The organism is Gemmatimonadaceae bacterium (assembly GCA_030647905.1).
Classification (GTDB): Bacteria; Gemmatimonadota; Gemmatimonadetes; order Gemmatimonadales; family Gemmatimonadaceae; genus UBA4720.
In genome coordinates this window covers 108460-133013 of sequence record JAUSJA010000017.1, presented here as the reverse complement: position 1 = coordinate 133013, position 24554 = coordinate 108460, and the positions used below count along the sequence as shown (strand labels likewise).

Sequence of the window (24554 nt, the reverse complement as noted above, 5' to 3'; positions counted from 1 at the left end):
CGACCGGCTGATGCGTGCGTTGCGGGGTGAACCGACGGATCGGCGACCGGTGTGGGTGATGCGCCAGGCTGGCCGCTACCTGCCCGAGTACCGGGCGCTCCGCGCGCGCCACAGCTTCGAAGAGCTTTCGGGGAGCGCAACGCTGGCGGCCGAAGTGACGATGCAGCCGCTGGCACGCTTTCCGCTCGACGGGGCGATCATCTTCGCCGACCTGATGAGTCCCATCGGCGCGCTCGGCCTGTCCGTGCGATTCGATCCCGGCCCGGTGCTGGCGAAGCCTGTGCGCACCGCCGCCGATGTCGACGCGCTCGCCGATCCCGCGCCGGGGACGATCGCGCCAGAAGTGATCGAGGCGCTTGGGCTCGTCAAGCGAGAACTGGGCGGCCGGGCCGCGCTGCTGGGTTTCGCGGGTGCACCGTGGTCGCTCGCGGCATACCTCGTTCAGGGACGGGGAAGCCCCGGGTTCCCCGCGCTCCGCGCGCTCGCGGCGCGCGACGAAGGGCTCCTCTCGGCGCTGCTCGAGAAGCTCACCGCGCTGGCTGTGCAGTACGTCACGGCGCAGGTCGAGGCGGGCGCCGACGCGGTGCAACTCTTCGACACCTGGGGTGGCGTGCTGTCGCTCGCCGACTGGACGCGGCTGGTGCGGCCCCATCTCGTGCGCTTCTTCGAGGCGACGCGGTCGCTTGGCGTGCCACGGATCATGTTCGTACAGGATGCGTCGCACCTGGTGGACGCGTATGCGGCGCTCTCCTCCGAGGCGCTCGCGGTGGACTGGCGAGAGGACCTCGCCGCCCTTCGGGCTCGCGTGCCGGCGGCGAAGGCGCTGCAGGGCAACCTGGATCCCGCGGTGCTGCTCGCCGGTCCCGAGCCCACGCGCCTCGCCGTGCGCGCGCTGCTCGCCCGCATGCCGTCGCGCGGGCACATTGTGAATCTGGGTCACGGCATCATGCCGGAGACTCCCATCGACAGCGTGCACGCCCTCATCGCGGCCGTGCACGAAGAGAGGGCTTCATGAGCATCCCGGATTCCGTCCTCGATTCGGGCGCGAATGCCCGCCCGGTCGCTCGCCAGGTGACGGCGGACCTGCTGGCGCGCCACGATCGTCCGGGTCCGCGGTATACCAGCTACCCGACTGCGATCGAGTTCCACGAGGGTATCGGCACCGACGACTACCTCACCCGCTTGGCCGCGGCGGACCAGCTCGGTGATGCGCCGCTCTCGCTGTACATGCACCTGCCGTTCTGCGAGGAGCGGTGCCTCTTCTGCGGCTGCCACGTGATCGTCACCAGGCACCGGAAGGCGGCCGAGCCCTACCTGGAACTGGTCAAGCGCGAGGTCGAACTGCTCGCGGAGCGGCTCCCCAACCGGCGCCGGTTCGCGCAGCTCCACCTGGGCGGAGGAACGCCGACGTATTTCTCGCCCGCGCAGCTCACCGACCTGCTCGGCCATACGTTGCGGCACTTCCGCCTTGCGGCTGGCGCGGAGCTCGCCCTGGAAGCCGATCCGCGCGTGACCACCACCGCCCACATCGACGCGCTGGCGGAGCTGGGGTTCAACCGGATCTCCTTCGGCGTGCAGGATCTGACGCCGGAAGTACAGGAGTCGATCAACCGCGTGCAGTCGCTCGAGCAGACAGCCGCGCTGGTCGAACACGCCCGCAGTCGCGGCTTTCGCGGCATCAACGTGGACCTCATCTACGGGCTGCCGCTGCAGACGCCGGAGAGCTTCGAGCGCACGGTGGACTCGGTGGTCGGCCTCGGCATCGACCGCGCCGCCGTCTACTCGTTCGCGTTCGTTCCGTGGGTGCGCGGGCACCAGAAGAAGATCGAGGAAGACCAGCTCCCGGATGCGCGCACGAAGCTCGCGCTGTTCGCCATCGCGCGTGAGCGGTTCCTCCGCGCCGGGTACGAGCCGATCGGGATGGACCACTTCGCCCGGCCCGACGACGAGCTCGCGCGGGCGAAGCACGAAGGACGGCTGCGGCGGAATTTCCAGGGATACACCGTCATTCCAGGCGACGACGTGCTCGGGATCGGCATCTCGGCGATCGGCGACGTGCGGGGCGCCTACGTGCAGAACGAGAAGAAGCTGTCGACGTACGAGGAACGCATCCGCGCGGGCCAGCTTCCAGTGACGCGCGGCGTGGCGCGCACGGCCGACGACGAGGTCCGGCGGACGGTGATTCACGAACTGATGTGCAACTTTTGTGTCGATACGGCCGACATCTCGCGGCGCTTCGGCCTCGACTTCGGGACGTACTTCGCGGACGACCTCACGCTGCTGGCCGCCTCCGAGCGCGAAGGACTCGTGAAGATCGGCGACGGCCGTATCGAGGCGACGCCGGTGGGCGAACTGTTCGTGCGCAACCTCGCGATGTGCTTCGACCGGTACCAGCGCGAAAAGCACGACGCCGAGTCGCGGCCCGTGTTCAGCCGCACGGTGTGACTGTGCGGCGCCTCGTCGTGGTCGGCGGCGGGATCTCCGGACTTGCGGCGGCATGGGCCGCGCGCCAGGCGGCCCCGCGCGTGGAAGGCGGCCTCGAGGTGCTTGTGCTCGAGCGCGGCGGCGCCGTCGGCGGCAAGGCGAGCAGCATCGTGCGCGACGGTTGGCTCGTGGAGGGAGGCCCGTCCGGCTTTCTGGGCGGACGTCCCGAGATGGAGCGCCTCATCGACGGGATCGGCCTCGCGAACGAGCGGGCGCCGGCGAACCGGGCGTCGGCCCGGCGTTTTCTCTTTCGCGCCGGGCGCATGCGGCGGATCGTTCCGAACCCCGTCGGCCTCCTGCGCGAAGGGATCCTCGGGCCGCGCGGCGTCGCGCGCATGTTGGCGGAGCCCTTCATCGCGGCGCGGCGCGACTCCGCCGACGAGTCCGTGTGGACCTTCGCGGCGCGGCGTCTCGGCGCCGAGGTCGCCGACCGGATGATCCTGCCGATGGCGCTCGGCATCTTCGCGGGCGACGCGCGGCGTCTCTCGCTGGGGGCGGCCTTTCCGCGGATGGCGGCGCTCGAACGGGAGCACGGATCGTTGATTCGCGGGATGATCGCACGGCGCGCTTGGGCGAGTTCGGGCGCGCTCACCTCATTCCGGTGCGGCATGCAACAGTTGCCGCGTGCGCTCGCCGAGCGCGGCGGATTCGCCGTCCGGTGCGGCGCGGAAGTGCGGGCGCTGCGTCGCACGAACGACGGGTGGAGCGTCGCGGTGGATGGAGATGCGGAGGTGATCCCGGCGGATGCAGTCATCCTCGCCGGCGAGCCGTGGGCGATGGCGCCGCTGATGCAGCCGCACGACGCGCCGCTGGCGGCGGAACTGACGGCGATTTCGTGCCCGCCCGTTGCCGTGGTCGCGCTCGGGTTCGGGCCGGCGGCGGCGGCCAGGGTTCCCATCGGCTTCGGTGTGCTGATCGCTCGCGGCGAAGGGTTTCGGATGCTGGGCAATCTCTGGGAGACGCATCTCTATCACGGACGCGGCCCGGCTGGGCACGTGCTGGTGCGCGCGATGTTCGGCGGGGCGGTGGATCCGGAGGCCGGCGCGCTGTCAGAGGCCGAACTCGCCGCCCTCGCGCGCGCGGAGATCGCGAGGCTCTACGGCATGACGGACGCGCCGGTGTTCGAGCACGTCGTGCGCGTGCCGCGCGCGATCCCGCAGTATGAGATGGGACACTCCGCGCGCGTGGCGCGCATCGCCGATGCGATCGAGGCGCTGCCCGGGCTGAGCATGACGGGTAACGGACTGCGTGGCGTCGCCTTCGCGGACGCTGCCAGCGACGGCGTGCACGTCGGCGACGCGGCGGTGCAGCAGCTGGGCGCTGACGCGATCCCCTGACGCATTCGCGGCGCCGAGTCGCCCGGCTGCATTGACGGCGTCAGTTACGCTCGCCGGAATGAATGGCCGCTATGCCGAGCGTCAGCGAGCGCCACCACACGTTCCTGAACCCCGCGTCGGTCATCCGCCGCGCGAGCTCTTCCTGAACGGGGAAATTCGCGACCGACCGCGGCAGGTAACGGTAGGCGGTGCGATGCCCGCTGATCAATCCGCCGATCGCCGGAAGAAGAGTATTGAAGTAGAGTTGGTACGCGGCGTTGATGAGCGGCGATCGCGGCGTGGAGAACTCGAGGATGACGAACTTCGCGCCGGGCTCGAGCACGCGGTGCACTTCCCGCAGGCAGGCATCGGGATCGGCGACATTCCTGATTCCGAACGCGACGATCGCGCCGGCCATGCAGGCATCGGGCAGCGGCAGCAGCAGCGCGTCGGCCGTGACCGGCGCGATTTTCGCCGCGCCGATCTTTCGGCGTCCCGCTCTAAGCATCGGCTCCGCAAAATCGGCACCGATCACTGACCCGGCGAATCCTTTCGTTGCCGCAAGCGCCACGCTGATGTCCAGAGTGCCGGCGCAGAGATCGAGGTAATGCCCCGCCGGCCGTCGCCCGATGTTCAGCTCGGCGATCGCCTTCCGGCGCCAGACGCGGTCTATGTTGAGACTGAGGAGATGATTGAGAAGATCGTAGCGCGGAGCGATCTCCGAGAAGATCTCGCGAACGTAACCGCTCTTCTCCGCCCCGCCTTCAGCCGCGCGGATCGCGGTCTCGTCGTCCGTTGGTCCTGGCATCGCGCGAAAGTTGACGGCGCGCATGCCACCGGGCAAGCCAACTTTGTCCCCGCAGTCGTCACACGCTTACCGATGCCCGCCGCGCACGCATCCCGAGCCACACCAATCCTCCCACAGCAACGATTACAGGGAGGAACCATGCCTGCGCGAGACTCCGCGTGCTCAACAGCCAGAGACAGAACACAATCCCGATTGCCGCGAGAGCGATTCCTCCCGGGGCGCGGTAGCTTTCAGGCTCCCCGGATTTCTTTCGCAGCGCGATCAGCGCCGCACACGTCGTAATGTAGATCCCGAGCCGGGCGATTGCGCTGAACGTCGCCAGCTGACCGAAATTGCCCACCAGACCGAGGCCGAGCCCGATTGCAGAATTGATGATGATTGCCACGTGCGGTGTTCGCCGCCTGGGATGCACGCTTCCCAGTGCCCGCGGGAACTCGTTTTGCTCCGCCATCGAATAGAAGATTCTCGACCCCATGAGCGAGAACCCGGTTAGCCATCCATAGACGGAGACGATGACAGCGATGCTGCCGAGGAGCAGCCCGGCGGGACCAAGAAGCACACCGAGAGTCTCAGCAACGGGGGCCTTGCTCGAAGCCGCGTCGGGAAGCACGCCGACCACCACGAGCTGCACAAGACAATAGATCAACGTGATCGCCAGCATCGCGGTGATGAGCGCGAATGCAGTGTCGCGTCTGGGATCACGTGATTCGCTCCCGGCAACGACGGCGGATTCGAATCCGCCATACCCGAACACCAGCAGAAGCACCGCTTCGGTCCACTTCGGCTCGGCGACGGTTTGAGTCGCAATGACGTCGCGGTCGATCTGAAAGACTCCAAGCACGATCAGCAGCGCAAGCGGGAGAAGCTTCGCGATGGTGAAAGCGCTGACGGTCCACGCGGCCTGGCGCACACCCATTACGTTGATCACGGTGACGAGAGTCATAGCGAAGATCATCACCGACGCCCGGCCAGCCGGGGTTCCGGCCCACGGGATGAGCGGCGCCAGATACGAGCTGAGAACATTGAGCGCGGCTGCGCATGCGAGCAGTCGAGTCCATATGTGAAGCCATCCGATCTGGAAGCCCAGAGCGGGGCCGAACGCTTCGCGTGTATAGAGATACGGCCCTCCAGCGCCATCGAACCTGCTGCCTACCTCGGCGAAGCAGAGCACGATCACGAAGATGCCACAGCCCGCTATCAGTACCGTGACAGGGCTCCACTCTCCGGCGAACCCCGCCAGAGACGAGGGCAGCCCGAAAACGCCGCTACCGATCACGCTGTTGATGACGACTGCGGTGAGCGCCCATCTGCCGATCGCGCGGATCAGCGAAGGGCGTCCGGCAACAATCACGGTCTCGTCGTCCGTTGGTCCTGGCATCGCGCGAAAGTTGACGGCGCGCATACCATCGGGGCAAGCTAGCTTTGTCTCCGCCCATGCCTGCCGGAGCCGACTCTCCCCCTCTCTCGACACTTTCCGATCCGGCCGTCGTCGCCGAGGCGAGGAAGGGATCGGAAGCTGCATACCGCGAGCTTGTCGCGCGTTACGAGCGACCGGTGTTCTCGCTCATCTTCCGCATGGTGCGCGACCGCGAGATGGCGGAGGACCTTGCGCAGGAGACCTTCATCAAGGTCCTCAACAACATCGATCGCTACAGCCCCGAGTTCAAATTCTCGAGCTGGCTGTTCAAGATCGCGAACAACCTCACCATTGATCACCTGCGCCGCCGGCGCGTTGACACGATCAGCATCGAGGGCGCGCCCGACGCGGTCACGTCGGAGAGCGCCAAGGCCACGTCCATCGCCGTCGTCTCGCCGGGCCAGTCACCGCTCGAAGAGCTCGAGTCGCGGGAGCTGGGCACGGCAATCGAGCGAGCGATCGGCCAGCTCCGCCCCGAGTACCGGGCCTGCATCATGCTCAGGCACGTCGAGGACAAGTCGTACGAGGAGATAGCCGAGATAGTGAAGCTCCCCTTGGGAACGGTGAAGACGTATATCCACCGCGCGCGGCATGAGCTCAGGGCGGCCCTGGGAGACGTGAGATGACCCCACTCCGGCCCGGAAAATGATTTGGAGAATCGTGAAACCCGGGCCCGCGGCCCGCCGTAATCCCTTCGTGAGGATCTTTTGACAGACAACTACTCAGACGAAGAGTTCGCGCCGATCGCGGCGGCAATGAAGCAGTTGCCGTCCTTTTCGCCGTCTCCGCAATTCGCGGACAAGGTGATGGCGCGGGTGCGCATCCCAGGCGCCGCTCAGGTCCCCGCAGTCGCTGACAGGCGGGCCATCGCGCCCGCCTGGTCCGCTCCGATCGAGAGACGCACCGCCTCCCAGGTTCCTCAGACAGACCTGCGCCGCTCGATCCCCGCCCGCATCGCCGCCGCCGCGCTCATCGCCTCCCTGGGCGTCACGATGACGGCTGTCGCGCTCGTCGCGTTCTTCAACGTGGATCTGCTGCTGCTCGTTTCACGTGTATTCGGACAGAGCACTGTCGCCTTCCTCACCGCGCTCGCCACCGATGCCTCGGCATCGGCCGCAAGCACCGCGACAGGGGCTGCCGCCACTGCCGGAACGACTGCGGGCGTGGCGGTGATCGGATCCTTCGCGGCCGGAGTGGTCGCCGCCACCGCCGCTCTCCGCGCGGCCGCATCCGCCAGCCGGAAGGCCGCCTGACATGCCAGGTATCGTGATCGGCTGGATTCTCATCGTCGGGATCGTCGGCTTCACGCTGATGGCCCTCGGCGCGGACAAGCTCCAGATCGTCATCAACACGATGCAGCGTGGGGTCGGCAAGTCCCTCGGCAGCGGGCTCGTGGGTCAGCTCGCGATCCTGCCCGGCGCGGTCGCGGTGGTGGTTCTGCTCGCCGCTACGCTCATCGGCATCCTGCTCATTCCGCTCGGGCTCGTCGCTTTCATGGTCGTTGTCGCGGGCATCGCGATGTTCGGCTTCATCGCCGTCGCGACGATGACCGGCGCGGCGATCACCGGCGGAAAGAGTCGCGACGAGACGCCGAACGGCGCGATGCTTCGCGCTTTCTTCACCGGCACCGCCGTCTATCTCGGGCTTTGGCTCGTGACCGCGGCGCTCAGCGGCGTGCCACTACTCGGAGCGATGCTCGAATCGTTTGCCTGCGCAGTGACGTTCATCGCCGTCACCACCGGCTTCGGCGCGGTTCTGCTGTCCTACTGGCGGGGCGATTTCAAGCAGGTCTAGGTGGTCGCGCGCCCGCTGGCTACTCTGTGGGGCAGCGGGAAGTGCTAGTGAGACCGACGAGACCGTTACCCGGCCGGCTAGTCTTTCCAGGGGTAGGCAGCCGCAATCCGCTCGGCGGTTTTCAGCAGAGCGACAGCTGCCGCAGATTCGGGCTCTCCCACCACGATGGGCAACCCAGCATCTCCACCCACGAGAACCTGCGGATATAGCGGAATCTGCCCGAGTAGCGGCACGCCGAGCTCGTTCGCGAGACGCTCTCCGCCACCTGATCCAAAGATGCTCATCGGCTTGCCGCAGTGTGGGCAGTCGAACCAGCTCATGTTCTCGATCACGCCGATGACCGGCACATCCACACGCTGGAACATCTTCGCGCCGCGGAGCGCATCGCCCGCCGCGACGTCCTGCGGTGTGGTGACGATGACAGCGCCACTGACATGCGTCGCCTGAACGAGTGAAAGCTGCGCGTCGCCGGTGCCCGGAGGCATGTCCACCAGCAGGAAATCGAGCTGCCCCCAGTTCACGTCGCGCAGGAACTGCGTGATGACCTTCATGATGATCGGGCCGCGCCATATCGCCGGCTGATCGCGCTCGATGAGGAACCCGATGCTCACGAGCTTGATGCCGTGCGCCTCGAGCGGAATGATGTGCGCGTCCGCGTCCACCTCGAGCGGCTTGTTGATTCCCATCATCCGCGGGATGTTCGGGCCGTAGATGTCGGCATCCATGAGACCGACGCGCGCGCCTTGCTTCGCCAGCGCCACGGCGAGATTCGTGGCGACGGTGGACTTGCCGACACCGCCCTTGCCACTCGAGATCGCGATGACCGTGCCGAGATTCGGGTAGTTGACCGGAGTGGGTGCGGGGACGGTGGCGCGCTGTGACTGCGGTTCCTGACCGATCACCGGGAGAGCACGGGACTTTCCTTCAGCGCGCGACTTTGGAATCGCGTCGTTGGTCGGCGCGGCCGACACGGAGCTGCCGCCACCCGGATGCGCGGCGTCCTTCACGTCCACACGCACGTCGGTGACGCCGGGCACCTGCTCGACCACCTGGCGGGCGTCGCGAACAAGAGACGCGTCGTCGGCTGAGGAAAGGAGCACGCTGAAGCGCACTTTTCCGTCGAGGGTCGTCGCGAGATCGCGCACCATTCCCGCTTCGAGAATGTTGAGGCCGAGTCGGTTGTTGCGAACGCTGGCCAGCGCGGTGTCCACGCGGACCTGGAGATTGTCGGGCATTCTGGATGGATCCTTGGAGCGGGGGCGATGAAGATACCTTCGAAAGCTAATCGGCCGGCTTCGTCCGCCCGTTCCGAATGTCAGTCGGCGAAGCGGACGTTGAGGACTTCGGGAACGCGTTGCTTGACGTGAGCGGCGATCGCCGTTGAGAACGTCGCCGGCGAGACCTCGCAGTCGGAGCACGAGCCTTCGATGCTGACGACGAGAACGCCGGTGTCCGTCGTGAAGCTCGTGAGCTCGAGCCGGCAATGCTCCATTCTGAGCAGCGGCTGCACCTCGATGAGAACCGTCTCGATGCTCTTCTCGATCGCCACCTGCGACCGAGTCCGTTTCCGCCCCAGAGATCTCATCTTATCAAGATAGATTCCGCACCGCCGCGGAGCCACCCGGACGCGCAGTTTCCGCCTCGCCAAGGGGGTGTTTTTCCCTTGCCCGGCAATGGTTTGCGTGACAGTTTGCAGACAGTATCACCCTCTGCAGGACTGGCATGAAATACCCCGAAGTCCGGAACTACGTGGCCGGTGACTTCGTGACGGGCGAGCACGAGTTCCTCGACGTGTTCAATCCGAGCGATGGTTCGGTCATCTCGAAGGTACCGCTGTCGTCGAGACGCGACGTGGACAGAGCCGTCGCGGTCGCCCAGGCGGCCTTTCCGGCATGGTCCTCGCTTCCCATCAAGGAGCGCGTCCAGATCTTTTACCGGTACCGCTACCTCCTTGAGCGCGATATCGAAGAGCTGACCGCGCTCGTCACCGAAGAGAACGGGAAAATCTACGCCGAGGCGAAGGCGGAGATCCTCAAGTCCATGGAGCTCACCGAGTTCGCCTGCTCGCTGCCGCAGATCACGGCGGGCGAAGTGCTCGAGGTGAGCCGCGGCGTCGAATGCCGGATCGAGCGCTTTCCCCTCGGTGTCGTCGCTTCGATCGCGCCGTTCAATTTCCCGAACATGGTCCCCAACTGGACCATCCCCAACGCCATCGCACTCGGCAACTGCCTGATCCTCAAGCCGTCGGAGCTCGTTCCGCTCAGCGCGAACAGGATCGCCGGGCTGCTGAAGGAAGCGGGACTTCCCGAGGGTGTGTTCCAGGTGGTGCACGGCGGCAAGGACGTCGTCGAGGCGATCTGCGATCACTCCGGAATCGAGGCCATCAGCTTCGTCGGCTCGACGAAAATCGCAAAGCTCGTGTACCGACGCGGCACCGCCAATCTCAAGCGCGTGCTCGCGCTCGGCGGCGCCAAGAATCATCTGATCGTGATGCCTGACGCCGACCTCGAGATGACGTCGTCGAACGTCGTCGCGTCCATGTCGGGATGCGCCGGACAGCGCTGCATGGCGGCGTCGGTGATGGTGGCGGTGTCGAACACGGATCACATCATCAAGCGGATCATCGAGCACGCAAAGACAGTCGTGCCCGGAAAGAATCTCGGCCCCGTGATCTCGGCGGCAGCGCGAGAGAGAATCGAGCGGTACATCACGGAGGCCGAAGAGAAAGGCGCCACCATCCTGGTGGACGGCCGCAACACAGTGGTCGCGGGCAAGGAGGGCGGATACTTCGTCGGCCCGACGATCATGGATCACGTGACGCCCGACATGCGCATCGCGCAGGAAGAAGTTTTCGGGCCCGTGCTGGTGATCATCCGCACGAAGGATCTCGACCAGGCGCTGGCCGTCGAGAACGCATCGCCATATGGAAACGCCGCGTCCGTCTTCACGGAAAGCGGCGCCACCGCGCGCTACGTGATGGAGCGCGCGAGCGCGGGAATGGTCGGTGTCAACGTCGGCGTGCCGGTTCCGCGCGAGCCCTTCTCGTTCGGCGGATGGAATGAGTCGCGCTTTGGCGTTGGCGACATCACCGGCCGCGGCTCGATCGAATTCTGGACGCAATCGAAGAAGATGACGACGAAATGGAACAGGGAGCACGGCACAAACTGGATGTCCTGACCGGCCGCCGCGGCCGGAAACGCTTATGGAGGCAGCAATGGCTGTTGACTGCTCGGTAAAGTTCACCGGGATCCAATTCGAAAACCCCTTCATGCTCTCCTCGGCGCCGCCGACGGAGTCGGAGAGCAACATCATGCGGGCGTTCGACGCCGGATGGGGTGGCGTCGTGACCAAGACCATCGGCCTGCATCCCGTGGTGAACGTTTACGGTGCGAAGGCGAAGTTCATGCGCACGTCCACCGAGAGCGCGCAGGTCTCGATGAAGAAGCGCGACAACACGGCGCTGCATTCGTCGTGGAACTGGGAGCTTATCTCCGACAAGCCGATTGACTGGTGGGAGCCGCGCATCCGCCGCATCAAGGACGCGCATCCGGGCAAGGTGCTCATCGCCTCGATCATGGCCGGCTCCGGCAACGACAAGGAGCTTGGGCATTGGCAGCTCCTCGCGCAAGCATGCCAGAACGCAGGGGCCGACGGGCTCGAGCTCAACTTCTCGTGTCCCCACATGGACAGAAAGGACATGGGATCGAACATCGGCAAGGATTCCGTGCTCTGCTCCACGGTTACCGAGGCAGTGAAGGAAGTCTCCAAGGTTCCCGTGTGGTGCAAGCTCACGCCGGCCACCGCCGACATCGTCGTTGAAGCCGGCGCGTGTTTCACCGGCGGCGCCGATGCAATCGCATCGTCGAACACTTTCCCTTCACTGCCGCTGATTGACCCCGACACGCTCGACTTCGAGATCAACGTTGATGGATTCGTGTCGAGCGGCGGCCTCGGCGGCCCGGCGATTCTGCCGATGGCGCTCGCCAAGATGGCGCAGCTGACGCAGGCGTTTCCCGACAGGAGCTTCTCCGGAATCGGCGGGATCTCCGACATGTCGCAGGCAGCCAGTTATTTCGCGCTCGGCTGTGGCACGGTGCAGGTGTGCACTGCGGCGATGCTCGATCACGCAATCGGACCGAACGTCATCAAGCGGCTCAATGAGGGATACAGGGCGTTTCTCGAGAAGCACGGCTTCAATTCGCTCGAGGATTTCCGCGGGTCACGGCGTGACCGCGTGGTGCTACAGTCGAAGATCCGCCGCCCCAGCACCTCCGATTATGCCGGCGGCTACGAGCCCGTCGAGGGCTATGCCGCGCCGGCCGAGGCCGAGACGGCGCAGGCGGTCAAGTAGATGACGGCGACCATGCCCCGCGCCGAAACCGGCGCAGCGACGAGAGCCACGGCGCCGCAGATGCCGCCGTGCGATCACATGCCGCGTCCGTACAGCGGCCCGTCACGCGATGAAGTCATCGCAATGCGGAAGCAGTACGCCAACCCGGCGATTACCACTCTGTACAAGGATCCGCTGATGATCGTCGAGGGCCACATGCAGTGGCTGTTCGACGAGACCGGCAAGCGATATCTCGATCTCTTTGCTGGAATCGTCACGGTTTCCTGTGGACACTGCCATCCGAAGGTGACGGCGGCGATTCACCAGCAGGTGGACACACTCCAGCACGCAACGACGATCTATCTGCATCCCGGAATGCCGGCGTTCGCAAAGAAGCTCGCATCGAAGATGCCGAAGGGGCTCGATGTCACTTATTTCGTGAACAGCGGCAGCGAGGCCAACGATCTCGCGGTCCAGATCGCGCGGCTGTACACCGGCAACAACGACGTGATCGCGCTGCGCAACGCGTATCATGGCGCGTCGCCGTCGAGCAACACCCTCACGTCGCACAGCACGTGGAAGTATCCAGTTAACATCAACAGCGGGATCCATCACGTCATCAATCCCGATCCGTATCGCAGTCCCTTCACCGGCACGCCCGAGGAGATCGCGTCGAAGAGCGCGGCCGACATCAGGGATCTCATCCGCTTCTCGACCCCGGGTAAAGTGGCGGCGTTCATCGCCGAGCCGATCCAGGGAGTGGGCGGGGCGACGCACGGGGCGAGGAATTATTTGCGCGAGGCGTACGCCGTCGTGCGCGAGTATGGCGGTCTCTGCATCGCTGACGAGGTCCAGACCGGCTTCGGGCGGACAGGCGACCACTACTGGGGATTCCAGAACTTCGACGTGGTGCCCGACATCGTTGTGATGGCGAAGGGCATCGGCAATGGTGTTCCGCTCGCGGCGGTGACGACGCGAATGGAGATCGCCCAGGCACTGACGCAGCGGGTGCACTTCAATACCTTCGGCGGCAACCCGGTGTGCATGGCGGCTGGCTCGGCGGTCCTCGACGTGATTGACGAGGACGGGCTTCAGGAGAACTCGCGCGTCGTGGGCGCGCGGTTGAAAGCAGGGCTGAAGAAGCTGATGAACGAGCATCAGCTCATCGGCGACGTCCGTGGCATGGGCCTCATGCTTGGCGTGGAGCTCGTGCGCGATCGCGGTACCAAAGAGCCGGCGAAGGCGGAGACGCTGCAGGTGCTCGAGGAAGCGCGCGTCATGGGAGTGCTCATCGGCAAGGGTGGAATTGACGGCAACGTCATCCGCATCAAGCCGCCGATGTGCATCACCGCCGCCGACGCGGATTTCGCGCTCGATGTGTTTCACCACGCGCTGGGAACGGTCGAAGCCGCCTGAGGCGGGCGCAGAATCCGCCTGATCGCACGAGAGGCAATTCAATAATGGAGCGGAAGTGAGATTCGACACGATCGTAAGGGGCGGCAACGTCGTCACCCCCCGCGGGACCAGTGTTACCGACATCGGCATCTCCGGCGAGAAGATCGCCGCGATCGGCCCTGATCTCGAAGCAGGTGCCGCAACGAAGATCGTCGACGCGAAGGGACATCACGTGATCCCCGGCGTGCTCGACGTGCACGTTCACCTCGAGCTGCCCTTCATGGGCGCCGTCTCGGCCGACGACTATCGCACAGGCACGCGCGCCGGAGCACGGGGAGGCGTGACGACGCTGATTGATTTCGCCATTCCCTACGCCGGCGATTCCCTGAACGACGCCGCCGACAAATGGATGGCTCGCGCCGAAGGCAAGGCGCTCATTGACTACACCTTCCACATCTGCATCACCCGCTACAACGAGCACAAGGACCAGATCAAGGGCATGGTGGACCGCGGCTTCACCACCTTCAAGGAGTTCATGATCTACGAGTCCGAGGGGTGGCAGTCCGACGATCGCGCGCTCTTCGGCACGCTCGAGAAGATGAAGGAGTACGGCACGATGCTGCTGGTGCACGCCGAGTCGTCACGCGTGCTCGACGAGCTGATCGCACGGCACCACACGCCCGAGCTGATGAAGCAGTACGGCGCGCGGCTCCATCGCATGACGCGCCCCAACTTCATCGAGGCCGAAGCCATTCAGCGTGTAGTGACATGGAGCGAAGTGACCGGCGGGCAGCTCTACATCGTTCACATGTCCACCGCGCAGGGCACCGACATCGTCAAGGCTGCGCAGGCACGCGGAGTGCCGGTGATCGCCGAGACGTGCGCGCAGTACCTGGTGCTCGACGACAGCATGTTCGACAGAGAGGACGGCCATCTCTTCGCATGCTGCCCGCAGCTCAAAACTCCAAAGGATTCGGAGCGCCTGTGGAAAGGTCTCAAGAGTGGTGAGGTGTCGGTCATCTCCACGGACACGTGCACGTTCACGCGCGAGCAGAAGGCGATGTGGAACGGTGACTGGACGAAGATCCCGATGGGGATGCCCGGGCTCGAGACTCTGATGCCGATCACGTACACGCACGGGGTGCTGAAGAACCGGATCTCACTCGAGGAGATGGTGCAGAAGCTGAGCACCAATCCGGCGAAGATCATGGGACTCTATCCGCGGAAGGGCGCCATCGAAGTCGGAGCCGATGCCGATCTGGCGATAATCCACCCGAAGACAACAATGAAAGTGGACTGCGAGACGATGGAGACCAATGCCGACTGGTCGCCGTACCAGGGATGGGATCTCGCGGGTTTCTCGCGCACGACGCTATCGCGAGGCGACGTGATTGTGGATGATTATCGCGTTGTTGGAAAGGAAGGACGCGGCAAATGGCTGCCGCGCACCACCGCCGGACTACAGTAGGTCTACTCGATCCGGAGAGCTCAATGAGAATCTCGAAACGCGTTGTTGCGGTATTGTCCGGGCTGGTCGTCGGCGCAGCTCCGCTCAGCGCGCAAGGGCTTTACTTCGGCCTGAGGGGCGGAGCAGGCATCCCGACGGGAGCGTTCAGCGACAACACCGCAGCAAGCTCGGCGGCCCTCGACGCGGCGAAGTCAGGGTTCGGCTACGGACTCGACGCCGGCCTTCAGCTCGGCATGATCGGCGTGTACGGCGGATTCGATCACATCAACTTCGACTGCCAGAGCACCACCTGTAACACGGACGGCAAGTACAAGCTCCAGGGGTTCGCCGCAGGCGTGAAGCTGATTCCGCCGGGATTCTCCATGGTCCGTCCGTGGATCAAGGGTGGCGTAACGTTCAACGAGCTCCAGGGCGGCTACGGCAGCAGCCAGTCCACCGAGCTCACGACGGATCGCAATCCGGGATATGAGGTCGGCGCCGGAGTGGACATCCCGCTCCTCGGCTTCTTCCGCCTTACGCCGCAGGCGCGCTACGTCGGGCAGAACTTAAGTACAAGGTGCCTGGCGTAGCTAATACCGCCGGCTCCCCTGAGCAGGGCGCGAACTACTTCACCTTCGACCTCGGCCTGCAGTTCTTCAATCCGCTCAGCGGAATGCACAGGTAGCGTCAACAGCACGCGACGGCGGCAGGCAGCAGCACCACAATCCGGCAGTGCACGCATCCTCCTGAGGTCAGATGCACGCATCCGAAGAGCTCGACGCTGAACTCTCCAGTAGTCCGCTGTGGAATCCGGACCTCGCGCCGACTCCGCCGTCGCGGCGGACGTGGTCCACCTACAACATCGCCGCGCTGTGGATCGGGATGGCCGTCGTCATCACGACCTACACGCTGGCGTCGGGACTGATGCAGCAGGGCATGACGTGGTATCAGGCTCTGTTCACGATCCTTCTCGGGAACGTGATCGTGCTCATCCCGATGATTCTCAACGCGCACGCGGGAACGAGGTACGGCATCTCGTTCCCCGTGCTCTGCCGGGCGAGCTTCGGCGTGAAGGGAGCGAACGTCGCGGCGATGCTCCGCGCGGTCGTCGCCTGCGGCTGGTTCGGCATTCAAACGTGGATCGGCGGACTGGCGCTCGACGCGCTCCTCAATGCGGCATGGTCCGGGTGGTCGCAGATCGGAGCGCACACTGGGATCGCGTTCGGAATCTTCTGGCTGGTCCAGGTCTTCATCATCCTCAAGGGCACTGAGGGGATCAAGGCGCTGGAGAGCTGGTCGGCGCCGCTTCTTCTCGCCGGCGGCCTGGCGCTGCTCGTATGGGCCGTGCGGCATGGCGGCGGCCTCGGCAACATTCTCACTGAGTCGGTGAAGCTGCAGCAGGGCTCGACGCCGTTCTGGACGCTCTTCCCCGCCGCGCTCACCGCAAACGTCGGATACTGGGCGACGCTCTCGCTCAACATCCCCGACTTCACTCGCTACGCCAGGAGCCAGCGGTCGCAGGCGATGGGCCAGGCGCTCGGACTGCCGGGGACGATGGTGCTGTTCGCGTTCATCGGTGTCGCGGTGACGAGCGCGACGATCGTCATCTTCGGGAAAGCCATCTGGGATCCCGTCGAGCTGATCACGAAGATCGGGTCGCCCGCGGTGATCATCTTCGGCGCGCTGATAATTCTCGCGGCGCAGCTCACCACTAACATGGCGGCCAACGTCGTATCCCCCGCGAATGACTTCTCCAACCTCAGCCCGCGCCGCATCACCTACGTGACGGGCGGGCTCATCACGGCGGTCATCGGAATTCTGATGATGCCGTGGAAGCTCTACTCCGACGCCGCCGCCTATATCTTCACCTGGCTCATCGGATACTCGAGCCTGATGGGCGCGCTCGGCGGCATTCTCATCGCCGACTACTGGATCGTGAGGCGACAGCAGCTCGACCTTCGCGATCTTTTCTCGGTCGAAGGGCGCTACACGTACGCGGGCGGGGTGAACTGGCGCGCCATGGCGGCGCTCGTCATCGCGGTGCTCCCGGTGGTTCCCGGGTTCATCCACGCCGCGACGACCCCCGGCGGCCAGGTGGCGGACCCGAACCTGTTCGACCGTCTCTACACTTACGCGTGGTTCGTCACCTTTGCGCTGAGCTTCGCGTTCTATCTTATTCTGATGCGGGGCACGAAGAAGACTGCTTCCTGACCCTCACTCACCGGTCACACCGGTCTCACAAGACCTTTCCGCTGCCGAGTAGAAATGGCTGGCGGGCGCACGACCATTTTGCCAGCTTGATGACTCAATTAGCCAAGAACCGAAAGCTGAAACAGGAATAATAGAATGCCGAGAGTCGTGAAGTGCGGCCTGATCCAGGCCACGCATGCGTGCAGCACGAGCGAGCCGCTCGAGACCATCCGCGAAGCCAACATCGCCAAGCACGTTCCGATCATCGAGCAGGCGGCGAAGGAAGGCGTGCAGATCATCTGCATGCAGGAGATCTTCACCGGCCCGTACTTCTGCGCCGAGCAGACGACGAAGTGGTACGACACCACGGAGAAGATTCCGGACGGGCCGACCACGAAGCTGATGCAGGAGCTGGCGAAGAACCACAACATGGTGATTGTGGTGCCGATATACGAGCAGGACGGGCCGGGCATCTATTACAACACCGCCGCGGTGATTGACGCCGACGGCACATACCTCGGCAAGTATCGCAAGAACCACATTCCGCATTGCGCGCCGGGCTTCTGGGAGAAGTTCTACTTCAAGCCCGGCAACCTCGGGTACCCCGTATTCAGGACAGCGTACGCCGACATCGGCGTGTACATCTGCTACGACAGGCATTTCCCGGAGGGCGCGCGCGCTCTCGGACTCAACGGCGCGGAGATCGTCTTCAATCCCTCGGCGACGGTGGCCGGGCTCTCGGAGTACCTGTGGAAGCTCGAGCAACCAGCACACGCGGTGGCAAACGCATACTTTGTCGGCGCGATCAACCGCGTCGGGCACGAGCAGCCGTGGGACATCGGCGAGTTCTACGGGCAGAGCTACTTCTGCGATCCGCGCGGGCAGTTCATCGCGACGGGCAGCCGCGACAAGACGGAGCTCGTGACGGCGGAGCTCGATCTCGACAAGGTGCGCGAGGTAAGGAATGTGTGGCAGTTCTATCGCGACAGGAGACCGGAGACTTACAGCGGGCTGGTGGCACTGTGACGGACGCTCACGCGGCGGAGTCCTTTTCCGATTTCGATGTGTACGCTTCCCTGGCGCTGCGCACCGCATCGCCGGAGAGTCTCGCCAATCAGGCGACCATGCTCAACACCGCCGCGCTTGGCCTGTCAGGCGAGTCGGGCGAGATCGCCGACCACGTGAAGAAGGTCATGTTTCACGGCCATCCGCTCGACGACGCCACGAAGGATAAGATTGCGAAGGAGATCGGCGACATTCTATGGTACTGCGCGATGGGCGCGCGCGGGATCGGAGTCGGCCTGGGTGATATCGCGCGGATGAACGTCGAGAAGCTGAAGAAGCGCTACCCTGAAGGATTCAGTGCCGAGCGGAGTGTCAACCGCCCGCACGGCTGAGCTGCCGGGAGGTTTTTGGGCTACCGGACAACGACGGCGATGGTCCCGCCTACCGCGGCGCCCCGGGTTACATAGGCGGTGCGAGTGGTATGAAATGATCCCGTCAGGAGTGGCCACCGATACCGCGGAACCGACATGGAAATCGGCTCGGAGCGAGTGGTCAGAATGCCACACGCGCGATCCTCGCTCACGGCAATTGTCCGTGGGTTGCTTTCCAGAAGACGGCGTGATTCGGCACAACTGACATCGAACCCCGGTACCTTCGGGGTTCCGGTGTACAGGTGACCGAACTGAGCCAGGCGGCGCCCAAGACCCCACATCTCCGGTGGTGCTGGTTTGGGGACCGCGGCGATGAGCTGATCGGAGCCGTCAATCTCGGCGATGCGGGTCATGATGTGCTGATCGACGCCGATCCGAAGCTCGTGCTCATACACGATACCCCGCGCCTCGAACGTGGTGACTGCCATTACGAAAGCCAGCCCGGCCAAGCAGATGCGGCCGGTGGATCGGGTCTGGAGAAGCCAAGTCAGCGCATGCGCCGCTCCGAACGCCGCGCCGAACGCGAACGGAAGCATGTAGAACGCCGCCCTGCCGGGCCACGGAGCGTAGACGACCACTCCGACGATGCTCCAGACTCCCGCAAGCGCAATCGGCCATATGCGACCGCGGCGCACGCCGATCACGAGACCAGCGGCAACCGCACACATCCATGTCAGGCCGGGTGCAAGTATCCAGAGCCGCCAGAGCGGATCGTTGAGGATCCGCGAAAGTGGAGGTGCTCGTTCCCTGAGCGGGAGGAAGGTGACCTGCAGCCGTTCGGCCGCATTTGAAAGGTCGAAAAGCTTTTCACCGAACTGCCCGGCATAGTTCCCCTTTGGGGCATTGAGTGCCACATAAGCGATCGGGACCATTACAGCAAGCACTGCGGCAGCGAGGGCCAGGATGAGGATCGTGTCTCGCCGCTGCCATGGCGTCCACTCCCAGTTCCCATCGTGCACGCGGAACCGGGTGCCGATCCAGCAGAGCGGAACGATGGCGGCAAGTACGTCTTTCGCGAGCATTGCGCCGACCGCGCACGACACGACGATCACCGCGCGCCGTCGCCAGTCACTGGCGTCGGCATAGCCTAATCCCACGCGGAATGCTAGCAATGCGAGGAGCAGCGCGATGGGCTCTCCCGTCGGACGGAGCCACGCTCCCGCGGTCGGTTCCATCATCGCCCATACGGTGAGCGCAATGGTGGCAGCCGGCCGGCTCACACCGACACGAAGCATCACCTTCCACCCTGCGATCACGACCGCGCTCAACAACGCGAAGTACGTCCAGTGCCAGCCCGGCGCCCACATTCCGAACGCCTGCCAGGCGATCACCATGTGGACATACTGGAGCAGGCACATCCGCCCCTGAGTGCCAAGCTCGGCGACGATCGCGATGTACTGCGCGATGGAGGAATCGTGCGCAGCCGCCTGCGGCAGAAATTCCGAGAAGTCGAAAGTTGGAAGAATGGACATCGACCACGGGCGAAATACGGCAGCGGCGAGAGAGAGGATGAGCAGCACCTCCCAGTTGTTCTTCAGCGTGGCGACGGCGACGCGCGCGAAAGGACGCGCCTGCCCGGGGTTGATCTGAAGCACGGATTTGCCCGATGGCATCACTTCTTCCGCGCGTGGATGAATATCTGCGGCCCCTTCGGAAACAGGTCGTGCACGAAATAGGTGTAGTACGTAAGTGCGAAAATGGCTTTCTTCTTCAAGTTCAGCTCGCCGTGCATGTACTGGTCGCGAATGCGATCGAAGTTTCGCTTCGTCACCCATTTCTGCAGCGTGAAAAAAGGAAAGCCCCAGTAGCGCGCAGTGCAGATGGTGAAGCCGAGCTCTCCCAGAACCTCTCCAAGATGTTCCAACGTGAAGTGCTGGATGTGTCCGTAGTAATGATCCGGCGGGTCGAGTGTGGCGCCCGGCGTCGTGATTATCAGGTCCGCGCCAGATTTCATGTGATCCGCCAGCCACGCGAGGACCTCGCGGTACTGCGCCGTATGCTCGATGACCTCGGAGGTAATCGCGATGTCGATTCCCCGCTCGAGCGCCGGAAACTCACCGGCGATGAAAGTCGCGCCCGGAAGGCGCTTCCGCGCGGCTTCGATCCCCGCGAGAGAAATGTCACACCCGCCGAAATCCATTTCCGGCATTCCGAAGCGTGACTGGATCTGCCCGAGGAGAAGCCCCGCTCCGCTTCCGTAGTCGAACACAAACATTCCCGGCCGCGGGTGGATCCCGCTCAGGCAGCTCATGACGAAGCGACGACGATGGCGGCTGGTCGGATGGCTCTCGTACGTCTCGACGGAGCTCGACCAGTGCTCCTCATAGTCAATTACTTCGGCAGTGCTCATCTCTGGATGCTCAGCACGGGCCGCGAGAAGGCGGGAGTGCGGAGTGGCTGCGACGCCGCGGCGCATTCGCCGGCGACGAGACCCGCGAGCTGCGGACTGGCATAGTTGTCGCGAAGCTGATTGTACTTGATGCGCGCGACATCTCCGAACGTGCGCATGGCGTCCCGGCCCAGGCGAACGGAAGATGTGTCGTTGGATTCGAGTATCACCGGGATGCGCTTGATCTCGAGCCCGTACTTGAGGGCGATGTAGATCAGCTCGACGTCGAATGCGAACCGGTCCACGCGCTGGAGCCCGAATAGCGCCCCGGCGATGTCACCGCGGAATCCCTTGAGTCCGCACTGCGTGTCGAAAAATCCGCCGGTGATGAGCGTCGCCGTTATCTTCGAGAAAACGCCAGATGCCAGCCGTCGTCCGAGTGGCAGCGCTATCTCGTATCGCGACTGCGGGAATGTCCGGTCGCCTATCACCATGTGAAAGCCGCGCGTCCGGACCAGAGTCTCGACGAGCATGATGGGAGTCGTGCCGTACGGCAGATCTATGTCGGTGAAGACGCGCACCGCGCCGGTGGCCGCTTTCATTCCTTCCGCCACCGCCTTCCCTTTTCCGCGATTCTCCGGGAGCGTGATGACGCGGATGTTTCCACCGGGACCAGGCGGAATGTTTCCGACTGCCACGACGCAGTCGCCCGCGCCGTCATCCACGACGATGATCTCGAACGAATCGATTCGCCCGGAGAGCGCCGTGACCAGGCGCGTCACCGACTGGCGCGCGAGCGCAGCGGTGCGGTAGCATGGCAGCACCACCGAAAGCGCCACCGGCTCCGTGAAGGGCTGATAACCGCCGTACAGTGACCCGGGGGGAGTTTTTCGACGAGGCATTCCTCTCAAGGGACGACCGGCAGGACGGCTTGCAACGGGGGACCTTCAGCCGGCGGTGTGCCCCTCGACGCTTCCGACGAACTCGCGGGCAGCCGCGACCACGGAGTGCCTCACTTCCTCGAGCGTGCCAGGAATCAACGCCCCCGACGCACGCGCATGCCCACCGCCGCCGAACTTCCTCGCGAACTCGTTCACGTCCACATCGCCAGTGCTGCGGAACGACACCTTGATCTTCCCGTGGCCCAGGTCGCGGAAAAAGATCGCCATGCGTGTCCCGCCGACAGACCTCGGATGCTCCGCCAACCCTTCCAGATCATCGGACTTGAGACCGTACTCCTCTGCCGCGCCGGCGGCGACCGAAATCCACGAGATGCCGTAGGCCGGATCAACCTCGAGCGTCGCCAGCGCATCACGCAGCAGATGCAGCCGGCCGATCGGATGCGACGCGTACAGGCGGCGGTACATCTCCTCCGGCTCGACTCCGGCGGCGAGGAGCTGCGACGCGATGGCGAGACAGCGCGCAGTCGTGTTGCTGAACCTGAATCCGCCGGTGTCGGCGAGTATCGCGACGTACAGAGCCACGGCCATCTGCGGCGTGATCTCGACTCCCAGCGTCACCGCGAGATCGAAGATCAGCTCGCCAGTGGCGCACGCCGCGGTATCGGCGAGGATCTCGGTGCCCGGCGGCTCCTCGCTCGGGATGTGGTGATCTATCACCAGCTTCGGAACGCGCAGCCCGCGCACCGTGTCCGCGAGCCCGCCGAGCCGCTTCACGTCGCTGATGTCGAGCACGATCAGCAGCTCAGCCTTCTTCATCACCGCCGCGCCGAGAGCGGTGGCATCCGTCACGTCACCGCCGAGGAGAAAGTCGTACATCTCGGGCCAGGGAGTGGGGTTGACAATCTGGACCTTCATCCCGAGCGACATGAGGATTCGCGCCAGCGCCGTCTCGGAGCCGCACCCGTCGCCGTCGGCGTTGATGTGCGTTGACAGAACGACAGAGCGCCCCGCGCGGAACTCCCGCGCGAGACGCTCGATCGCAGCTCGTCTGTCGTTCGATACTGTTAGAAGATCAACCACTCGTTGCGGTATTGCCGATGCGCGAGTGCGCCTTTCCGTAGATGAAGTAGATGAGCAGTCCGATCGCCAGCCACACGATCAGCCGGATCCAGGTATCGCCCGGCAGGCTGTACATCATGTAGCCGCAGATGGCGATGGCGAGGAGCGGAACGAGCGGAACCAGCGGCGTCCTGAACGGTCTCGGCAGATCGGGGCTCTTTCTGCGCAGCACGATGATGCCGGCCGAGACGATCACGAACGCGAGCAGAGTCCCGATGGAAACGAGCTCGCCGAGCAGTCCGATCGGGAACAGGCCGGCGACCACGGCGCAGATCACGCCGGTCAGAATCGTGGTGATGTACGGTGTCCGGAACTTCGGGTGGACCTTCCCGAACACCGGCGGGAGCAGGCCATCGCGCGACATCGAGAAGAAGATGCGCGGCTGCGCCATGAGCATCACGAGCACTACCGACGCGAGGCCCGCGATTGCTCCGATGTTGACGATCGGCCTCATCCAGGCCAGCGCCGGTCCGGCCGCCTCGATGGCGATGAACACCGGGTGCGGCACGTTCAGGTTCTTGTAGCTCGTGAGCCCCGTCATCACCAGCGCCATCAGGATGTACAGGACCGTACATATCGCCAGGGAGCCGAGAATACCGATCGGCATGTCGCGCTGAGGATTCTTGGCTTCCTGCGCCGCGGTGGACACGGCGTCGAATCCGATGTAGGCGAAGAAAATCACCGCCGCGCCGCGCACGATTCCCGTCCAGCCGAACTGCCCGAAGGTTCCCGTATTCTCGGGAATGAACGGGTGCCAGTTATCGGAGTTCACGTACATGAAGCCGAAGCCGATGACGAGAAGAACGATAGCCAGCTTCACGAACACGATGTAGTTGTTGAACCGCGCCGACTCCTTGATGCCGATGACGAGCAGTATGGTCATCAGACCGACGAGGAGTATCGCAGGGAGGTTGATGATGCCGTGCGTGATGGTGTACTTCGTCGTGTCGCAGACCGAGCCGGCCGCGAGCTTGATGACTTCGTTGGTGGACGGATCGTAGCAGATGGACGAAGCGACGAGGTTGTGCGTACCCACAACGTCGAGCGGAGCGCCCGTGAACTGCACTGGGATCCGGAACCCGAGCTCGTTCATGAAGGCGGAGAAGTATCCCGACCAGCCCACCGCGACCGTGGCCGCTCCGAACAGGTATTCGAGGATGAGATCCCAGCCGATGATCCACGCGACGAGCTCACCGAGCGTCGCGTATCCGTACGTGTACGCGCTGCCGGCGATCGGAATCATCGCCGCGAATTCGGCGTAGCAGAGTCCGGCGAAGAGGCAGCCGAGCCCGGCGAGAATGAACGAGTACACGATGGCCGGCCCGGCATACTGCGCCGCCGCCGTCCCCGTCAGAACGAAGATACCGGCGCCGATGATAGCCCCGATGCCCAATGTCGTGAGGTTGAGCGCGCCGAGCGCACGCCTGAGTGTTTGCGTGCCCTCCTCTCCGACCGCTTCTACCTGCAGCGCGGCCACGCTTTTCTTCGACCAAATACCCATTCGAGAGTCTCCGGAATCCGGCGGATGTGAACGTACAACGAGCCGGCGGGCCTCGATGTCTGGCCTGCCAGGCAGCGGCTATTCGT

The 24554-nt window shown here is 64.5% G+C and carries 23 protein-coding genes; 14 read left to right on the top strand and 9 right to left on the bottom strand.

The window, feature by feature from the left end; all coding sequences use genetic code 11:
* Positions 1-10: 10 nt before the first annotated feature.
* From hemE to hemG, 3 genes are read left to right on the top strand one after another with little or no spacing between them, the layout of a single operon-like run.
* Positions 11-1015 carry a uroporphyrinogen decarboxylase gene (hemE, locus tag Q7S20_03595; protein MDO8500906.1) on the top strand — a complete coding sequence of 335 codons (1005 nt, stop codon included), beginning with the start codon at positions 11-13 and terminating at the stop codon, positions 1013-1015.
* Positions 1012-2445, top strand: coding sequence for an oxygen-independent coproporphyrinogen III oxidase (hemN, locus tag Q7S20_03590; GenBank protein MDO8500905.1), 1434 nt, complete (start codon positions 1012-1014; stop codon positions 2443-2445). The genes hemE and hemN overlap by 4 nt, the downstream gene beginning before the upstream one ends.
* Positions 2442-3821 carry a protoporphyrinogen oxidase gene (hemG, locus tag Q7S20_03585; GenBank protein MDO8500904.1) on the top strand — a complete coding sequence of 460 codons (1380 nt, stop codon included), beginning with the start codon at positions 2442-2444 and terminating at the stop codon, positions 3819-3821. Before hemN ends, hemG begins: the two co-directional genes overlap by 4 nt.
* A 40-nt stretch (positions 3822-3861) precedes the next feature.
* Here the strand turns inward: hemG and ubiE are convergent, their stop codons facing one another.
* Together ubiE and Q7S20_03575 are read right to left on the bottom strand one after the other, a co-directional pair.
* Positions 3862-4608 carry a bifunctional demethylmenaquinone methyltransferase/2-methoxy-6-polyprenyl-1,4-benzoquinol methylase UbiE gene (ubiE, locus tag Q7S20_03580; GenBank protein MDO8500903.1) on the bottom strand — a complete coding sequence of 249 codons (747 nt, stop codon included), beginning with the start codon at positions 4606-4608 and terminating at the stop codon, positions 3862-3864.
* Positions 4609-4666: 58 nt separating this feature from the next.
* Positions 4667-5986 (bottom strand): APC family permease, encoded by a 1320-nt coding sequence (locus Q7S20_03575; protein MDO8500902.1) that lies wholly within the window; start codon positions 5984-5986, stop codon positions 4667-4669.
* Between the two features lie 56 nt (positions 5987-6042).
* On the opposite strand from Q7S20_03575, the gene Q7S20_03570 reads away from it, so the two are divergent.
* From Q7S20_03570 to Q7S20_03560, 3 genes are all read left to right on the top strand, one after another.
* A complete protein-coding gene (locus tag Q7S20_03570) occupies positions 6043-6651 on the top strand; it encodes a sigma-70 family RNA polymerase sigma factor (GenBank protein ID MDO8500901.1) in 609 nt (202 codons plus the stop codon).
* An 81-nt stretch (positions 6652-6732) separates the two neighbouring features.
* Positions 6733-7278, top strand: a complete 546-nt coding sequence (locus tag Q7S20_03565; protein ID MDO8500900.1) for a hypothetical protein — start codon at positions 6733-6735, stop codon at positions 7276-7278.
* A 1-nt stretch (position 7279) separates the two neighbouring features.
* Positions 7280-7819, top strand: coding sequence for a hypothetical protein (locus tag Q7S20_03560; protein MDO8500899.1), 540 nt, complete (start codon positions 7280-7282; stop codon positions 7817-7819).
* A 77-nt stretch (positions 7820-7896) separates the two neighbouring features.
* On the opposite strand, the gene Q7S20_03555 is transcribed toward Q7S20_03560, so the two are convergent.
* Both Q7S20_03555 and Q7S20_03550 read right to left on the bottom strand, forming a co-directional pair.
* The gene (locus Q7S20_03555; protein MDO8500898.1) at positions 7897-9054 is read right to left on the bottom strand and encodes an Mrp/NBP35 family ATP-binding protein; all 1158 of its coding nucleotides are present in this window, start codon (positions 9052-9054) and stop codon (positions 7897-7899) included.
* Positions 9055-9134: 80 nt separating this feature from the next.
* Positions 9135-9368 (bottom strand): NifU family protein, encoded by a 234-nt coding sequence (locus tag Q7S20_03550; protein MDO8500897.1) that lies wholly within the window; start codon positions 9366-9368, stop codon positions 9135-9137.
* A gap of 173 nt (positions 9369-9541) precedes the next feature.
* Here Q7S20_03550 and Q7S20_03545 point away from each other — a divergent pair, with 173 nt between their 5' ends.
* The 8 genes from Q7S20_03545 to Q7S20_03510 all read left to right on the top strand — a co-directional run bounded on the left by Q7S20_03545 (position 9542) and on the right by Q7S20_03510 (position 18578).
* Entirely contained in the window at positions 9542-10996 is a 1455-nt protein-coding gene (locus tag Q7S20_03545; protein ID MDO8500896.1) for a CoA-acylating methylmalonate-semialdehyde dehydrogenase, read from the top strand.
* A 37-nt stretch (positions 10997-11033) separates the two neighbouring features.
* Positions 11034-12170 (top strand): hypothetical protein, encoded by a 1137-nt coding sequence (locus Q7S20_03540; GenBank protein ID MDO8500895.1) that lies wholly within the window; start codon positions 11034-11036, stop codon positions 12168-12170.
* A complete protein-coding gene (locus Q7S20_03535) occupies positions 12171-13565 on the top strand; it encodes an aspartate aminotransferase family protein (protein ID MDO8500894.1) in 1395 nt (464 codons plus the stop codon). It begins immediately after the preceding gene.
* 55 nt (positions 13566-13620) lie between these two features.
* Positions 13621-15012 carry a dihydropyrimidinase gene (gene hydA / locus Q7S20_03530; protein ID MDO8500893.1) on the top strand — a complete coding sequence of 464 codons (1392 nt, stop codon included), beginning with the start codon at positions 13621-13623 and terminating at the stop codon, positions 15010-15012.
* Between the two features lie 23 nt (positions 15013-15035).
* Entirely contained in the window at positions 15036-15581 is a 546-nt protein-coding gene (locus tag Q7S20_03525; protein ID MDO8500892.1) for a hypothetical protein, read from the top strand.
* 166 nt (positions 15582-15747) lie between these two features.
* The gene (locus tag Q7S20_03520; protein MDO8500891.1) at positions 15748-17202 is read left to right on the top strand and encodes an NCS1 family nucleobase:cation symporter-1; all 1455 of its coding nucleotides are present in this window, start codon (positions 15748-15750) and stop codon (positions 17200-17202) included.
* Between the two features lie 135 nt (positions 17203-17337).
* Positions 17338-18207: a nitrilase-related carbon-nitrogen hydrolase gene (locus tag Q7S20_03515; GenBank protein MDO8500890.1), complete on the top strand. Its 870-nt coding sequence runs from the start codon at positions 17338-17340 to the stop codon at positions 18205-18207.
* Positions 18204-18578, top strand: coding sequence for a nucleoside triphosphate pyrophosphohydrolase family protein (locus Q7S20_03510; GenBank protein ID MDO8500889.1), 375 nt, complete (start codon positions 18204-18206; stop codon positions 18576-18578). The genes Q7S20_03515 and Q7S20_03510 overlap by 4 nt, the downstream gene beginning before the upstream one ends.
* Positions 18579-18598: 20 nt before the next feature.
* On the opposite strand, the gene Q7S20_03505 is transcribed toward Q7S20_03510, so the two are convergent.
* Genes Q7S20_03505 through Q7S20_03485 form a run of 5 tightly spaced genes read right to left on the bottom strand, consistent with a single transcriptional unit; the run spans position 18599 to position 24468 of the window.
* On the bottom strand, positions 18599-20230 hold the full coding sequence (locus tag Q7S20_03505) for a hypothetical protein (GenBank protein MDO8500888.1): 1632 nt from the start codon (positions 20228-20230) through the stop codon (positions 18599-18601).
* On the bottom strand, positions 20230-20967 hold the full coding sequence (locus tag Q7S20_03500) for a methyltransferase domain-containing protein (GenBank protein MDO8500887.1): 738 nt from the start codon (positions 20965-20967) through the stop codon (positions 20230-20232). Before Q7S20_03500 ends, Q7S20_03505 begins: the two co-directional genes overlap by 1 nt.
* On the bottom strand, positions 20964-21848 hold the full coding sequence (locus Q7S20_03495; protein MDO8500886.1) for a glycosyltransferase: 885 nt from the start codon (positions 21846-21848) through the stop codon (positions 20964-20966). The genes Q7S20_03500 and Q7S20_03495 overlap by 4 nt, the downstream gene beginning before the upstream one ends.
* Before the next feature lie 45 nt (positions 21849-21893).
* Positions 21894-22928, bottom strand: coding sequence for a bifunctional oligoribonuclease/PAP phosphatase NrnA (locus Q7S20_03490; GenBank protein ID MDO8500885.1), 1035 nt, complete (start codon positions 22926-22928; stop codon positions 21894-21896).
* Complete coding sequence (locus Q7S20_03485; protein MDO8500884.1) at positions 22921-24468, bottom strand: amino acid permease; 1548 nt, start codon at positions 24466-24468, stop codon at positions 22921-22923. Before Q7S20_03485 ends, Q7S20_03490 begins: the two co-directional genes overlap by 8 nt.
* Positions 24469-24554 lie beyond the last annotated feature (86 nt).